General features: G+C 67.8%; 16 protein-coding genes and 1 pseudogene. 12 read left to right on the forward strand and 5 right to left on the reverse strand.

Annotated elements, in window-relative coordinates:
• The first annotated feature begins 417 nt into the window (after positions 1-417).
• The gene (locus QRX50_RS20665) at positions 418-1,416 is read left to right on the forward strand and encodes an IS481 family transposase (protein ID WP_285972854.1); all 999 of its coding nucleotides are present in this window, start codon (positions 418-420) and stop codon (positions 1,414-1,416) included.
• 289 nt (positions 1,417-1,705) lie between these two features.
• Here the strand turns inward: QRX50_RS20665 and QRX50_RS20670 are convergent, their stop codons facing one another.
• The 3 genes from QRX50_RS20670 to QRX50_RS20680 all read right to left on the reverse strand — a co-directional run bounded on the left by QRX50_RS20670 (position 1,706) and on the right by QRX50_RS20680 (position 4,396).
• Positions 1,706-2,257 carry a hypothetical protein gene (locus tag QRX50_RS20670; protein ID WP_285973563.1) on the reverse strand — a complete coding sequence of 184 codons (552 nt, stop codon included), beginning with the start codon at positions 2,255-2,257 and terminating at the stop codon, positions 1,706-1,708.
• 281 nt (positions 2,258-2,538) lie between these two features.
• On the reverse strand, positions 2,539-3,363 hold the full coding sequence (locus QRX50_RS20675) for an alpha/beta fold hydrolase (RefSeq protein WP_285973564.1): 825 nt from the start codon (positions 3,361-3,363) through the stop codon (positions 2,539-2,541).
• 508 nt (positions 3,364-3,871) lie between these two features.
• Complete coding sequence (locus QRX50_RS20680) at positions 3,872-4,396, reverse strand: hypothetical protein (protein ID WP_285973565.1); 525 nt, start codon at positions 4,394-4,396, stop codon at positions 3,872-3,874.
• A gap of 472 nt (positions 4,397-4,868) precedes the next feature.
• Here QRX50_RS20680 and QRX50_RS20685 point away from each other — a divergent pair, with 472 nt between their 5' ends.
• The 3 genes from QRX50_RS20685 (at position 4,869) to QRX50_RS20695 (ending at position 6,377) form a co-directional block, all read left to right on the forward strand.
• The gene (locus QRX50_RS20685) at positions 4,869-5,108 is read left to right on the forward strand and encodes a hypothetical protein (protein ID WP_285973566.1); all 240 of its coding nucleotides are present in this window, start codon (positions 4,869-4,871) and stop codon (positions 5,106-5,108) included.
• 71 nt (positions 5,109-5,179) lie between these two features.
• Positions 5,180-5,653, forward strand: a complete 474-nt coding sequence (locus QRX50_RS20690) for a hypothetical protein (protein ID WP_285973567.1) — start codon at positions 5,180-5,182, stop codon at positions 5,651-5,653.
• Positions 5,654-6,068: 415 nt separating this feature from the next.
• On the forward strand, positions 6,069-6,377 hold the full coding sequence (locus tag QRX50_RS20695) for a DUF7677 family protein (RefSeq protein ID WP_285973568.1): 309 nt from the start codon (positions 6,069-6,071) through the stop codon (positions 6,375-6,377).
• A gap of 76 nt (positions 6,378-6,453) precedes the next feature.
• Here the strand turns inward: QRX50_RS20695 and QRX50_RS20700 are convergent, their stop codons facing one another.
• Positions 6,454-6,870, reverse strand: a complete 417-nt coding sequence (locus tag QRX50_RS20700; protein WP_285973569.1) for a hypothetical protein — start codon at positions 6,868-6,870, stop codon at positions 6,454-6,456.
• A 927-nt stretch (positions 6,871-7,797) separates the two neighbouring features.
• Between QRX50_RS20700 and QRX50_RS20705 the strand changes: the two genes are divergently transcribed.
• From QRX50_RS20705 to QRX50_RS20720, 4 genes are all read left to right on the forward strand, one after another.
• Positions 7,798-8,019, forward strand: a complete 222-nt coding sequence (locus tag QRX50_RS20705; protein WP_285973570.1) for a DUF2188 domain-containing protein — start codon at positions 7,798-7,800, stop codon at positions 8,017-8,019.
• A gap of 232 nt (positions 8,020-8,251) precedes the next feature.
• Positions 8,252-9,961, forward strand: coding sequence for a WXG100 family type VII secretion target (locus tag QRX50_RS20710; RefSeq protein WP_285973571.1), 1,710 nt, complete (start codon positions 8,252-8,254; stop codon positions 9,959-9,961).
• 67 nt (positions 9,962-10,028) lie between these two features.
• The gene (locus QRX50_RS20715; RefSeq protein WP_285973572.1) at positions 10,029-10,670 is read left to right on the forward strand and encodes an EndoU domain-containing protein; all 642 of its coding nucleotides are present in this window, start codon (positions 10,029-10,031) and stop codon (positions 10,668-10,670) included.
• A gap of 298 nt (positions 10,671-10,968) precedes the next feature.
• Positions 10,969-11,115, forward strand: coding sequence for a hypothetical protein (locus tag QRX50_RS20720; RefSeq protein ID WP_285974796.1), 147 nt, complete (start codon positions 10,969-10,971; stop codon positions 11,113-11,115).
• 180 nt (positions 11,116-11,295) lie between these two features.
• On the opposite strand, the pseudogene ligD reads toward QRX50_RS20720, so the two are convergent.
• Positions 11,296-11,460 (reverse strand): annotated as a pseudogene (gene ligD, locus QRX50_RS50365) (non-homologous end-joining DNA ligase LigD); the annotation flags it as partial.
• On the opposite strand from ligD, the gene QRX50_RS20730 reads away from it, so the two are divergent.
• The 4 genes from QRX50_RS20730 (at position 11,413) to QRX50_RS20745 (ending at position 14,123) form a co-directional block, all read left to right on the forward strand.
• Positions 11,413-12,303 carry an AcrVA2 family anti-CRISPR protein gene (locus QRX50_RS20730; RefSeq protein WP_285974797.1) on the forward strand — a complete coding sequence of 297 codons (891 nt, stop codon included), beginning with the start codon at positions 11,413-11,415 and terminating at the stop codon, positions 12,301-12,303. The pseudogene ligD and the gene QRX50_RS20730 overlap by 48 nt on opposite strands.
• Before the next feature lie 87 nt (positions 12,304-12,390).
• Positions 12,391-12,963, forward strand: a complete 573-nt coding sequence (locus tag QRX50_RS20735; protein ID WP_285973573.1) for a DUF8453 domain-containing protein — start codon at positions 12,391-12,393, stop codon at positions 12,961-12,963.
• Positions 12,964-13,193: 230 nt separating this feature from the next.
• Entirely contained in the window at positions 13,194-13,487 is a 294-nt protein-coding gene (locus tag QRX50_RS20740) for a hypothetical protein (RefSeq protein WP_285973574.1), read from the forward strand.
• Positions 13,488-13,694: 207 nt separating this feature from the next.
• A complete protein-coding gene (locus QRX50_RS20745; RefSeq protein WP_285973575.1) occupies positions 13,695-14,123 on the forward strand; it encodes a hypothetical protein in 429 nt (142 codons plus the stop codon).
• Positions 14,124-14,446 lie beyond the last annotated feature (323 nt).

Genomic DNA, 14,446 nt, shown 5'->3' on the forward strand with positions numbered 1-14,446 from the left:
GACGGCCGGATCGCGGGTTGCCCTCGTCGTCGGGTCGAGGGTGAAGTACTCCATCACCACGCGATGATGGCAGGAGCGCCGAACGCCGGGTTCCGCCGCTCCGGTGACCGCGTCCCGTCGCGCCCGGAACCGGGGCGACCTCGAATCAGAGTCGGGTGCATGGACGAGGCGGAAGAACAGTCGCTCGCCGGCCGCCGAGGTGGGTCTCATTGAAACTGAATCCGTGCACGTCAAGAGGAGGCGTGGGCGGTCAGATGTTGCGAGACAGGACAGTTGGCCAGCGCCCGCCCGACGAGCTCTAGGTGTGATGTCCGGGGACGTTGTTCAGCAGTTCGAGGGTGGTGTCACCTGACAGGTGAGGCCCTCCGGTTGTGAAGTGGAACTGCCTAGGAACCGTTTCACCAGCTGGAGGGCCTCGTGTCCCACCCTAACGCCACGCTGACCCCGATCACTCGTCTGCGGCTGGCCCGTCTGATCGTCGACCACGGATGGACCTACACCGCCGCAGCGAAAATGTTCATGGTCGCCGCGCCCACCGCAAAGAAATGGGCCACCCGCTACCGCGACGAAGGCCCAGGCGGCATGACCGACCGCAGCAGCCGCCCGCACCACAGCCCCACCAAGACCGCACCCACACTCGTGCGCCGGATCGCACGATTGCGGTGGCGCCACCGGCTCGGCCCCGTCCAGATCGCCGGCCGGACAGGACTACCGGCCTCGACGGTGCACGCGGTGCTCGTGCGCTGCCGGATCAACCGCCTCTCCCGCATCGACCGGGTCACCGGCGAGCCGTTGCGCCGCTACGAACACGACCACCCCGGCTCGCTGATCCATGTCGATGTCACCAAGTTCGGCAACATTCCCGACGGCGGTGGCCACCGCTTCGTCGGACGCGGTCAGGGCAAACGCAACCGGGAAGCCACCGCCAAACGCACCGGCCGACGCAACCACCGCTACGAACCCCGCCCCGGCATCAGCTACCTGCACACCGTCATCGACGACCACTCCCGCGTCGCCTACGCAGAAATCTGCACCGATGAAACCTCCGCCACCGCGATCGGTGTCCTGCACCGCGCCGTCGCCTGGTTCGCCCAGCACCATGTCGCCGTCGAGCGTGTGTTGTCCGACAACGGCTCGGCCTACCGCTCCCACGCCTGGCATCAAGCCTGCGCCGAGCTCGGCATCACACCGAAACACACCCGCCCCTACCGGCCCCAAACGAACGGCAAAATCGAACGCTTCCACCGCACCCTCGCCGACGGCTGGGCCTACGCCCGCTTCTACACCCGCGACCAGCAACGCCGAGCAGCCCTACCAGGCTGGCTTCACTTCTACAATCACCATCGACCCCACTCCGCCCTCGGAGGCCACCCACCCATCACCCGACTAACCAACCTGCCTGAACATCACATCTAGGCCGCGAGGTGCCGGCCGCCGACGTTGGCCGTCGGCGGTTACAACGCGCACATCGACGGAAACCGGCTCCCGATCGCAGCAGGTGCGCGACTCGGCACGGACGTCACGACCCGATTCAACGGTCTCACCCCACGGCGTAGCGGGGCTCATCCACGAACCACCTCACACGGCCTGATCGCCGGCGACGTTCGAATACCGTGCGGGATTGGTCATCACCGGACGCAAGTGGGCGGCGCCGGCGGTAATGCCCGCCGGCGGCACACGATCACTTGTCCGTTATAGACGTTGATCAGGAATGGGGTTGGCAGCGGAGGTCGTAGAGTCTCCAGGCTTCGTTGGTCATCATTATGGCGTTGTGGAGCGCGACGGCGATGCGGTCGATCGAGGGCTCTGGTTTCGCGGTGGCCGAGCCGTCCGGCTTCCGAACGGCGTCTTCGACCCGGATGAGGGTGAGCCTGCTGGAGGGGGTTCCGTGCGCGTGCCCGCTGGTCGTTCGCCAAAGGAATCCGGCGCTTGCGCGGATCTTCGCGCTGTGTTCGTCGCTGCCGGGAAACGCCAAATTGGTGGCGTCCTTGATCACCGTGGTCATGTCCAGCTTGTATGCCTTGATGTTGGCGAGCTGGAGTCCGATTTGGTCAGCTGCGATCGAGGCTTCATCGAGACGCACGTCGAGCTTGCGCAGGTCCTGGTCGGCGATGGCCTGGTGCTCGGCGGGGAGGGTGCCGAGGTCCCGGACCAGCTTGCGGCGTTGGTTGATGTCGTCGATGACGATTCGCAGGGCGTGCTCGCGTCGCTGTTGGCGTTGTCCGGCGAGCACCCACATGGCTTGAGAGGCGCCCATCAGAGCGGTGTGAAGGACTTGTCGAGGACGGCTAGCTGACCCGGCGTCGCGTGGCGAGGCGGCTGCGGCTCATCGGTCGGGCAGCGCCACGCGGGTGTCGGCCAGTTCGGCGAGCAGGTCGCCGTGTTCGTCGACGCGGTGCAGGACGTCCTCGGGTGAAGCTCAGTTCGGCCGTGGTGCGAATCAAACGAGCTCGGCAAGCACCGCGGGCCCCGCGGATGACCCGCGAATTCGTCGACTTTTAGCCGTACGAACCCGCGGGCCTCCGCGTGCTCGCCCGATCAGGACCGGATGAACTCGAGCAGGTCGGCGTTGATCGTCTCGGCCTGCGTCGTCGGCATGCCGTGCGGGAAGCCCGCGTAGGTCTTGAGTGTGCCGTTCTGCAGGAGTTTCGCCGACAGCGGCGCCGAGTCGGCGTAGGGGACGACCTGGTCGTCGTCGCCGTGCATGACCAGCACCGGCACGGTGATCTTCTTCAGGTCCTCGGTGAAGTCGGTCTGGGAGAACGCGACGATCCCGTCGTAGTGCGCTTTCGCGCCACCCATCATGCCCTGGCGCCACCAGTTCTCGATCATGGCTTCCGACGGCTCGACCCCGGGCCGGTTGAAGCCGTAGAACGGCCCCGAAGCGACGGCCCGGTAGAACTCCGAACGGTTCGCCAGCAGCTGCGCCTGCATGTCGTCGAACACGCTCTTGGGCAAGCCGTCGGGATTGGCGTCCGTCTGCACCATCAGCGGCGGCACGGCGCTGAGCAGCGCCGCCTTGGCGACCCGCGACTCGCCGTGGCGGGCGAGGTAACGCACGACTTCGCCGCCGCCGGTGGAGTGTCCGATGTGGATGGCGTCGTGCAGGTCGAGGTGTTCGGTCACCGCGGCCAGGTCGTCGGCGTAGTGGTCCAGGTCGTGCCCGTCGGCCACCTGCGCCGACCGGCCGTGGCCACGACGGTCGTGAGCGATGACGCGGAAGCCGTGCTGCAGGAAGAACAGCATGTGGGTGTCCCAGTCATCCGATGACAGGGGCCAGCCATGGCTGAACACGATCGGCTGCCCGGTGCCCCAGTCCTTGTAGAAAATCTCGACGCCATCGTTGGTGGTGATCATCGGCATGGGTGCGTTTCTCCGCTTCCTCGGGGTGCGACGGCTCCCCCGTCGGGGCCTGTCACAGTCGATGATCACGTTGCCCTGCCGGCCGGGGGCCGGGCAAGGTCGCGCGAACCAACTCGCCCGGATTAGGGCCAGAAGTACCTTAAATTACGGGTGGCACGGTGATCTCACCGACCACCACCCATCCATCCCGACGAAGTGGATCAGCATCATGAGCCACGTCAGACCCGGCGAGGCCGTCAGGGAGCAGAACTTGCGAGGGCTGTAGGCGACGGTCCAGCACGGGGCACGTCACGCCCACGGGCGACCCGGTGGCCTATACCTAGGCTGGCGGGATTCGGCCGCGGGCACGACACCGTGTTCCTCGAACACCGCAGTCCAGTCAGCTGACCTCAGGTGAAGTACGGGTCCCTTCGGTCGCTCAACGCGTCGGCGCGGTTTTCTCGTTTCGGGGACACATCCGCCGCAGCGCCGCGGCCGGACGTGAACCGGTCCGCGGCGCTGCGTTGGATTACAGGCGGCCTTCGAGGGTTTTCATCACTGCGGTGTATTCGGCGCGCATGGTGCCGTCGGGAGGATTCACCAGGGAGATCGTCGCGAGGCGGGTCTCACCATGGCTGAACTTGGCGACCACGATGTCGGTGCCGCCGTCCTTGGTGTCGCAGTACATCGCGGCTTCGTAGAGGGACTGCACGTCATCTGCGCAGGACTCGCTGAACAGCTGCAGCGCCTTCTGCGGGGAGAGCAGCGACGGCACGCCGCCGACCGTCAGGGTTCCCAGGTGGGTCCCGGGGGGATCGGCGAGGCGGTACTCACAGTTGTAGGCGGTGAACTGGTCTTGGTGTGTCTGGGGCCGTTCACTGCTGGCGTCGACGTCTGTGTCATCGAACGTCTTCGCGAACTCCGCCGGGGACAAGAACGGGCACGCCGCGCTCAGGTGTGCCGGAGAAACCGCCGGCACGAACGGCGCCGGGGGAGGGGCGCTGCTGCTGGTGGTGGTCGGCAGGCTGCTGCTGGACGCCGGCGCCCCCGCCACAGCTCCGCTCCCACCGTTCGAGCACCCTGCGGCAGCCGCCGCCACGAAAGCGACGGCGATGAATCTTCGAGACAAACGCATGCCCTGATCCTGCCGGACGTTCCCGGAATTCCCGCTGTCGGAGATCCACTCGTGATCACCATGAGTGACGATTTGGGGGACTTGTCCGCTGTGCGTAACATTTGCGCGATCTGGACCGGATTGCACGAGGGGACCGGCAGGATGAGGTGATGCCGGACCTGCTCTGGGACGAGGTCAGAGGCCTCTTCGATCCCCACCTGACGGGCGCGCTTCCCGACGTCTCGGTAGCCGACGCGTCGGCCGAGGACTGGCAAGCAGTGTTCGACCTCGTGCGGTCACGGGGGTGGGCGTGGGAGTACCGGCTGGACGATGTCGTCACGCCGTTGCCCACGGCGGTCGAAGCGTTGATCATCCGGTCGATGCGGAGCTGCGGGTTTGGCCGGCCACGGGCGTGCTGGCGATCTTCCGGACCTACTCGCCTGATCAGATCGACTTTGACGTCGACCTACGGGAGTTGCAGGGCCAGACCGGAGTGAACGTCTTGTGCGACTTGCTACGCGCGATCGGCCAGACGCTCGGGAAGCCGGTGCTGCTGACGCCTGAAGGAGACTCAGGGCAAGCGGTCCTCGCGTTCGATCCGCGCGTGGACCGTGTCGTTCTCATGGCCGACCCCGATCCGCGAACCCGCTGACGAAGTCGAAGTCCCCTCGGGCTGGGCGGGCACTCGCTTCTGCGGCGATCGAGGCGCAGGGTGCTCGCGCGGTGCGGCAGCGCACCAAGCTCGCTTTGGCCGGCACTGCCGCCGCCGTGGTGATCGTCGGGTTGGGCGGGGCGGCGCTGCTGACCCGCGGAGCCCCGCAGACGATCACCCCGGCCGCAGGAGGGCAGGTCACGACCGCGGCGCCGATCGAACGCGAGATTGCCTACTGCTACCAGAACGCGGACATCACCAGCAGCGCGGACGGCCAGCACGTCGCCGTCGGCGTCAGCGGCAACAGCGCCGACGGCCGCGGTGACACCGCAGCCCACATCATGTCGTACTGCAAGACCGCCTGGGCCGAGGACTACTACCAGTGGCAGAAGCCCGGGCTGCCCCGCGTCGTGCCTCCGCTCGTCGCGTGCGTGCTGACGTCCGCGGCCGTCAACATCGACCAGGCGGCGGTCGGCGCGGTCGGCGTGTTCCCTGGCGACGCGAAAACATGCGCCGCGATGGGCCTGCCCGTTGCACGAATCTAGAATCCGTGCGTTAACCAAAAACGCCGAATTCTTTCGTGATCTAAGTCACACCCGATTGGTTCTCGATACTTTTCCATGCCGGCCTCGGCGCTCCGTTCCGGCAGCTCGGGATCACCGCGCGGCAGTTGCGCACCGACCGCATCCTCGACGAGGCCCACCATACAGCCGACCCTGTCCAGCTCATCCGTGTATTCGGGCTCGGCGTCACCACCGCCGTGAGCTACGTCCGCGCAGCCCACCCCGACCGCTTTGCCACGGACCCCACCAGCGCGTGACGCGGCGCTGCCGACTCACGAACACGAAGAGAACACGTTCCAGATCCACAGTGCGGAAACGATCATGGGGACGAAGACTTAACGTCCGCTACTGCCGAATTGAGGATTTCGCAGCCAACGGCGTCAGGTACATTCCGTGCGTGTCTACGCATCTCAGCCCCGGCGCATCAGGAGCGATCCGTCGCTTTGCCGGATGGGTCGCCCGGGGTTCGGTCGGCCATCCGATGCTGGACGGGATCGACTACTGGGACGAGCTCAAGGACTCGCCGTCCCAGATGGAGATCTGTTTCGCCATCTTCGCAAACGTCCTCGAGCTTGACGATCAGGGCCAACCGGTCAACGAAAAGTACGCCGAACGCCGTGCCGCGCTGTGGCTCTACAAGTACTGCACAGGAGAGCTCCCACCCGGGGAGGCGGAACTAGATGGGTGGGAGGTCGAGCTCTACTGAGCGAAGCGTCCTCGCGCGGCCAGCAACGTCAAGCTCGACGCATTCTCATGCCGCTGAGCGCGGGCTCTCGGCCGAGTCAGTCCCAGTAGTTGAAGAGTACTTCGCCCAAGTCCGCCGGAGCCCAGTACTTCAGGTCGGCCGAGTGGAGTCCGGGCCACTTCCGCGCGTCGAACGGTCCCGCCAGATCGGCCGGGGTGAGCACCTGGAACGCTGGGAACTCCGCCAGCACGGCGAGCAGGTCGGGAGCGTCGACGAACGTCAGTGGTCCCGCGCTGACCACGGTCGCGTCGATCGCCCGTGGCTCGGCGACCGCCACGACAGGTTCCCTTCGGTCCCTCGTGCACACGATTGACAGGTGATGGTCGCTGTAGTCGATCACGCCCTGGTGGAAGTTCGGCGTAACACTGTCGGCGATCCGGAACTCGACGAGCCGGCCGCCGGTGCGCCGGGCCGCTTCGTGGCATGCTCGGCGGAATTCGCGGAGGTCGACCATCGCGCGACCCTATCGGCTCGACGCGGGTTCGTATGATCGGTTTTCCGGGCTCACAAGGCCGGTCAGAGATTGAGTCACTGCCCATGGCGTCCGCTCATGCCGCGAGGCGCTTGCTTCCAACAGCCACAGCGGCTCATGTAGCGACGTGCCAGCCGTTGGCTGTCAACGCAGGTCCTGCAAGCCGGCCACGGCCTGACAGGCAATCGGGTCCATGACTTCCGGCAGTCCAGCGTTCGGGAGCTTCTCCCGCGGACTCTCCTCCATGCGCCTGGCCAGCGGACTTCGCTGCGACCGGGGAGAGCGGGCGCAGCGTGGTCTTCGTTCTACCGAGCGCTGGCGCACAGAACGTCTCGATTCTGCGATGGACTTGATGATCTCGCTCGTCAGGCAGGCGAACTTGCGTGCCCGTGCCAGAGTCCTTCGGTCATTGCGACCGGGTTCCGGAGGATTGCCCTCCAGGAATTCGTGAACCTACGAGGTTTCGTCCCACTTGAACTCGTAGGCGTACTTGGGGTCGTCGCGCAGCCGGCCGCCGTCCGGTGTCGCGAGCATCGGCTCGCGTAGCCGGGCACCATTGACCGGTCACCCGGCACGCGCTTGGCCATCGGACCTCCCCGGCTGACCGGTCGCCGGGCAGCTTGCGCTCGGCGCATCTGGCGCGAGCCTAACCCGGCAGCCCGCCCGCCGCCGGGGGAAACGTGCAGGTCACGAGCCCGGCCGGGTGGTTTCGCGGTGCGGCCGAGCGGGTACCGCCGCGATGGTCACCGGGGACTCGACCTGCCCGACCACCGGGACGCGGCCCGCCGGCCGAGGCCTTCGCCGCCCAGATGGCCGCCCGACAGAGCTCGGGGTTTCGGCTGATCAGGTCGGGTATCCACGCCGGGAGCGGGCGCGGTGGTGCGCCCCAGCAGGGAAGGAGAAGTACCGGTGAAGGGCGATATCGAGACCTTTTTCGAGGGCGGGCAGTGGAAGAACAAGGTCGAGGGCAGCAGCCGGGTCGCGAACATCCACGACACCAAGGAGGCCGCCACCAGCAAGGGCCGGGACATGGCGCGGGAACGCAAGGTCGAGCACTTCATCCGCAACAAGGACGGCCGGATCGGTGAGCGCAACACCTACGGCCACGACCCCCGCAACATCCCCGGCTGACCCTGTCACGCGCGACATGTCACCGGTGGCCCTGGCCGCCCGATCGGAGGCTCGAGGCGAAAACCCGGCCGGCGCGGACGCGCCAACCCCGGCACACCCTGATCCGAGAGACTGGGACCACCCAGGTGGCCTCCGGTCGATGCCTGGTTAACCTGGCGGTTGTCACTTCGTGTTGCTCACGGCCCATCGACATCTCGGCGGGGTCAGGCAAGTCGAGGAGGAAGAGGGACTCGTGACCAACCCATTGGTGGCCGCACCGGTGAGTTCAACGACCGCGTTCACCGGGATCCAGCTGCTGGAAGACGCGCAATCGGTGAAGACCGGAATCGAGAGCGGCGACTGGGCCTCAGCGGTCCTGGGAGCCGCGGGAACGGCGATGGACGCGCTCGCGGTCGTGGCGGATCCCTTCGGCGCGATCCTGTCCTCGGGCGTGAGCTGGCTGATGGAGCACGTCGGGCCGCTCAAGGATGCGCTGGACAAGCTCGCCGGCGACCCGGACCAGATCACCGCGAAAGCACAGACCTGGCAGAACATCTCCCAGGAACTCGCCGCCATCGGCGAGGACCTGACCTCGCTGGTTCAGACCGACCTCCAAGGCTGGTCCGGTTCCGCCGCGGACGCCTACCGCCAGCGGGCGTCCGACCTGGCCGCGGTGCTCGGCGCCGCGAGCGAGGCCGGGGCCGGCGCGGGAACCGGAGTGCAGACCGCCGGTGAGGTCGTCGCCGCGGTGCGCTCGCTCGTTCGAGACACCATCGCCAAGGTGGTGTCCCACATGATCTCGTGGGCGCTGCAGGTGGTCTTCACGCTCGGCGTCGGTCTGACCTGGGTCGTGCCGCAGGTGGTCAACCTGGTCGCGAGGACCGCCACGCAGATCGCCGGTCTCGTCAAACGCCTCGTCAGCGCGCTCAAGACGCTGTCCGGGCTGCTGGGCAGGGCGAGCAAGGTCTTCGACGGCGTGTCGGACGCGCTGAAGAAGGTCAAGACCGGCAAGGTCTCGCCCCCGACCGCTCCGGGCAAGCTGCCACCCGGGGTCAACAGCTTCATCAAGCTCGGTGGCGGCGCACCCGGGGCGAGCAGGGCCGGTGGCCCCGCCGGCCACGCCGGTGGCGGCACCACCGCGAGCCACGCAGGTGGTGGTGGCGGCTCGCGGTCGCTCGACGACGACCTGCCCATCGCTCCCGATCCGCCGCCTCAGTCCGCGTACGGCAACCACCCGGCCATCCCGCAGTCCGCTCACGATCACGTGATCTTCGGCAACCTCAAGCCACCGAGGAAGCCGAACAAACCGTGGGGGTTCACCGGGGGCCACGTCCTGCACGATGACCTCCCGGCGGGCACTACCGCACACAACTCGGCGGCGGCCGGCGCCAACCCCAGCTGGCACGGAGCGGGGGTCACGGGGGTCAAACCACCGCCACCGGGGCTCGCGTCGGTTCCCGGGCCGGGGCCGTTCGGCTCGGTCCCTGCGCCCAACGGGGTGTACCACTTGAGCAACCCGACGATGACGCCCCCGCCAGGCCACATCGGTGACGCCGGGAAACCGGGCAGCACGATGTTCCCGCAGGGCATGAATCCGGGGCTGGTGCAGAACGTCGGAAACCAGGCGTGGAATGGTGGCGCGACCCACGGGCCGATGATCCCGGTCACCGGCCCGAACGGTGTGAAGCTGGACCCGCACGGCAACCCGCAAAGCTATACGTGGCAGGGCCACGGGCAGATCCCGTACACCCCCATCTGGGACGAGCGTCCCGACGGCACCTTCGGCCCCACCCACGGCAGTGGAGCTGGCAACCACCCGAACGCGGGTAGCACCATCCACGTATCGGGTTACGCGAACCCGGATTACTCCGCACCGGCACCCCCCGGCATCGCAGCACCTCCGGGTGGCACCGCCCCAGCGGTGATCAAGCCGGCCACCTATTACCCGGACGGCAGGAATTGACCACACCACAGCCCGACAGCCGCAGGGCGATCCGGAACCCCTGTGACCTTGACCACGGAAGCGGCGTATGACCAGCGCGATCACCTCCCCCTTCGACATCGGGGAATCGGTGTCGCTCGCGTTCGACGACCAGCGCCGGCTGCGGATCATGGTGCCGCGCGAACTGCTTCCGGTCGCTGCCTGGCTGTACACCGACGCCCAGCCCAACATCGCCGTGCTCGACCGGCTCGGTGCCACCCTGCAGCGGTGTCGCAGCGAGGAGCGGACGCTGGTCGGCAACGGCTGCCAGGTCGACTTCGTCAATAACATCGTGGTGCTGGAAAGCCGGTACGGCCGGTGGCCACGCAAGATCGTGCCGCAGTCGGTGTTCTGGCCCGTGCTGAACGGGCTGCGGTCATTCCTCGTCGCGGCGGCCGCGGATCCGGCCCTGGCCCGGCCAGCGGACTACCCGCTGGCGGTCCCACGCATCTTCGAGGAACGGCCCGACGGCGGGCAAAAGCCGTACTTCGTCGACTACACCTACTTTCCGCCGGAGTGGTCGGGCGAGGAGGTGCGTGCGGCGGGCAACGGCGCTTGGCAGTCACCCACCGCGGTCCGGGACCTGGAGACCGGCGTGTGGTCCGGGATGTGGCGGGGACTCGAGCTGGCCGGGTACTTCGATCCCGCGACCGGCGAGGTGCTGACCTTCTTCCCGGTCATCGCGCCGTAGCCGAAGCCACAGCACAATGCGCGGGTGCGCCGGCCCGGAGGTCGGCGCACCCGCGGCTCAGTTCGTACCGCAGCGCCGGCCGCACAGGAAGATCCGTGTTGCCGTACTCGCCGAGCGGTCGCCGAGCTTCGAACATGCGTGCGAGTCTACGTCGGCTCTCTTCAGCGTCCAGCTGGCAAAGGCTGCTGCATCGCCGGTCAGCCACGCCAGCCGCAGCCGGCTCAGGTCAGTTCTCCCGCCGGAGGCCGCGAGGGAGCGCGTCGACTGGAGCTGGTCACCCCGAGGTGAACTCGACTGCGTGCTGTGGCCGATCGCCCGCTCCGCTGCAGAAACTGCGGTCAGCGCCAACTTCGGCCGGATCAAAGAATGCCAAGGCCACGACGGCAGCTGCGGATGGCTGTTCTACGACACCAGCAAAACGGCTTGCGCCGGTGGTGCAGCATGAGCGCCTGCGGTACCTGGGAGAAGAGCAGCAGGCGCAGCGCCACGGCAAGGAAGGGCTGAGCCGTGTGCGGCATCGTCCGCTCGGGCTGCCGCGTGCGGACACCGCAGTACACCTGCAGACCTTCGAGCCACTGGTCTTCGGCATCGGGCTGAGCCCATCGGCGGTGAGGACCTCCAGCAGCCGCTCGGCCACCCGGGCACACTCGACCACACTGGCGCCCTCGCCCGGGTCGAGATCGAACACGAGCCGGTCCGGTGCCTGGCGTTTCTGGCCGGGGCCGACTCTCCGCTGAGGCACGTGCAGCTCGAGCGCGGCGAGGTTGGCCGCCCACACCAGGCTCGGCATCCCGACCGCCGGCCGGTGCCGATGTGGCTGCCCGGCGAACACTCCAGCGCCTTCCCCGCCGCACGGGCGCTGCCCGACGAGGTCGAGCTCCGGCTGCCGTTCCCGACCGTGTTCGCCGTGCTGTCCACGCCGTGGCGCATCGAGCCCAACCACGAGAACAAGCACCCCATGCTCGACGGGCACCCGCTGTTCACCTACGCCCGCGGCCGCCTCGGCACGGACCTCGCGCCGCCGGAGTTAGGCGACGTGCTCACCCGGCTGCAGGCCACCGGGCTGGCCGAACGCGACGACCTGCCCTCGCCGCTGGAGTTCCTCGACGGCTACGGCGGGTACGTCGAAGGCGTCCTGCTCACCGCCGACGACCACGGCGTGCCCGGCGACGACGTCGCCTGGTGCGTGGCGATCTACCACCCGACGGGCCTGCCCCTCGCGCGCGTCGCCATCCCCGCCTCGCGGACCCGGGCACAGTGGCGCCGGCCGCTGGGCAACCTGATCGCCGGCATCGCGCTGAGCTGCTGGCACGAAGCCCAGGACCTGCCCGCGCGCCTGTCCGACCACCCGGCGCCGGGGATCGGCGCCCCGCTCGTCGACACTGGTGAGCTGCACGTGCTCGACATCGACGCCACCTCGCCCCGCCGCACCCACGACCCGGCCGAGACCGCCGGACCGGGGGTGCGGCCCCACCTGCGCCGTGGACACTGGCGCGACCAGCCCGTCGGCCCCGGCCGGCGCGAACGACGCTGGACCTGGGTTCGCTCCACCACGGTGCACGGCTCCCTCACCGGCGGCGGCCAGGTCTACGTCCTGCGCGACCGCAGCCCCGTGATGAACCAAAGTCGCTAACGACTTGACCGTGACGCTGAAGCCCGGCGACGAACCGCTCGGCTCGCGCGTGAAACGAATCTCCCGGCGCCGACGACGTTCACGCTTATGAATCCGGAATTCTGGGGCATCAGCGCTCTCGCCTGGCAGGCGTTGAGCACCGTGGTCGCGGGCGGCGCGTTCCTCGTCGCGCTCGTGGTGGGCTACTTCCAACTGCGCTCGGCCCGCAAGACACGGATCGAGCAGAGCAGGCCGTACGTGGTCGTAGACCTGGTCCCCGGCCTCGCCGCGGCAAAGCTGGCGGATCTCGTGATCACCAACATCGGCACCACCCCCGCCTACGACCTCACAATCACGTTCGACCCACCGCCCGAGCGCGCACGCGAAGACGCACCGCAGTTCAAGCTCAAAGACGTGCGGATGTTCAACGAGCCGACGCCGATGGTCGCGCCCGGCCGCGAGTTCCGGATGTTCTTCGACAGCGCTCCCGAGCGGTACGAAAGCACGTTGCCGATGTCGTTCGCCGTCACCACGCGATACCGCGACAGCCAGCGACGCTGGTACGACGAGACCGTTCAGCTCGACTTCGACGTTCGACGCGGCGCGATGTTCACCGACGTCAAAACCATCCACGACGGAGTGAAGATCCTCGAAAAGATCGCCAAGAACCTCCAGCACTGACGCGCCGCTAGGCCGCAGCCCACGGATCGCCGATGATTAGCGGAACGGCCTGAGCACTACTACCGATAACCTGTGATATCCGTGCGTTCAACAAACGCTGCGGGCGCTTCCCACCATCGCCGAGGAGATCCACGCCGCCGTACAGCAGCTGCCGCCCACGTGGATCCCCCGACGAGACGTGGCCGCTGGACTATCGCCGGCCCGGTTTGCATGCGCGGGAACCGGTGGGCGTGATCGGCGAGATCGTCGCCGAGGACGGCTCGATGTGCCGCGGCGAACGGCTGACGCGGTTTGTGGCGAAGCACGACCTGCCGGTGCTCGCGATCGCCGACCTCGTGCGCTACCGGCGGGCCACCGAACGGTTCGTGGAGCACGGCACGACCTCCGCCATGCCCACCGGTTTCGGCGACTTCCGGCTCCAGAACGCGCTCACCCGCGACCAGGAGTGCCCGTGTGCGGACTTTCGCGGTGTGCCAGGAGCTGCCAGCAGGTGTCGGCCCGTGTCGGGTGTACGCACATCGTGAGCTGAGGCTGGGGACTCTCGGCCCGGCCTACCAAGGGTAGAGGTGCCGCCGCGGGACGTCGGCAACCTGGTGAATCGCTCGTCCAATTAGGTGTCTACCTGGTTAATTCGCCGCGAATAGGTTCAGACCAGATGCAGCATTGTCCGGTTCGACCTCCGACCGGGCCCCCACAAGGGTGATGCGGCGGAGCAACTGGAGGGACAGCACATGAGATTCAAGATGGGCGCGGTTCTTGCCGCGGCAGCGTCGTTAACGTTCGGCTTGAGTGGCGTCGCGAGCGCCGCGCCCGCGGCGACCGATCAGGTCGCCCAGGTGCCGGCTGCCACCGCCATGGCTGCGTGCGCGGGCCCCGTCTCGCCGGACGGGGGCGCGGGGGCCTGTTTCAACCCGACGGGGGAGCACCTGCTCAACTGCGACCTCCTCGCCGATGGTCACCACCCGGAGGTTTACTACTTCCGGTCAACCTCCCCTAACACCCTGCGCCACATCAGCGACGCGCCCGAGGCCGGTAACTGCGTCGACCACGACCTGGCCGACATTCCCGAATCCGGCTGGATCGATGTCCAGGCCTGCAACTACGAGGGCAACACGGAACTCAGCTGCAGCAACTTCGTGCGCGAGTACGCCGCGGGCTGAGCACTCACGCCAAGGCGAGGTGTGAACCACCACGAGGACCGGGGAGCTCACCGCCGCTGTAACAGCGACGGTGAGCTTCCGCCGCGCGGACCGCCACCTCACCGGAATCACGACGTGCCCGCCTGGCTGTACGAGTGCACACGGAGATCGTGGTAGTCGACGATTCGCGGACCCGGGGTTCGGCCGCCCACGCGCGGACGTGGCGCGCGTTGGTCCTTCTGTGGGACACCGCCCGCACTTGCTCGCCCGCGCCCTCGGCACCGACCCCTCCGGGCGTCGGGCTGCTTCGACTTCACCTACGCGGAGAACCTCCAGGCCTGTGT

Origin of the sequence: Amycolatopsis sp. 2-15 (assembly GCF_030285625.1) — a bacterium.
Classification (GTDB): Bacteria; Actinomycetota; Actinomycetes; order Mycobacteriales; family Pseudonocardiaceae; genus Amycolatopsis; species Amycolatopsis carbonis.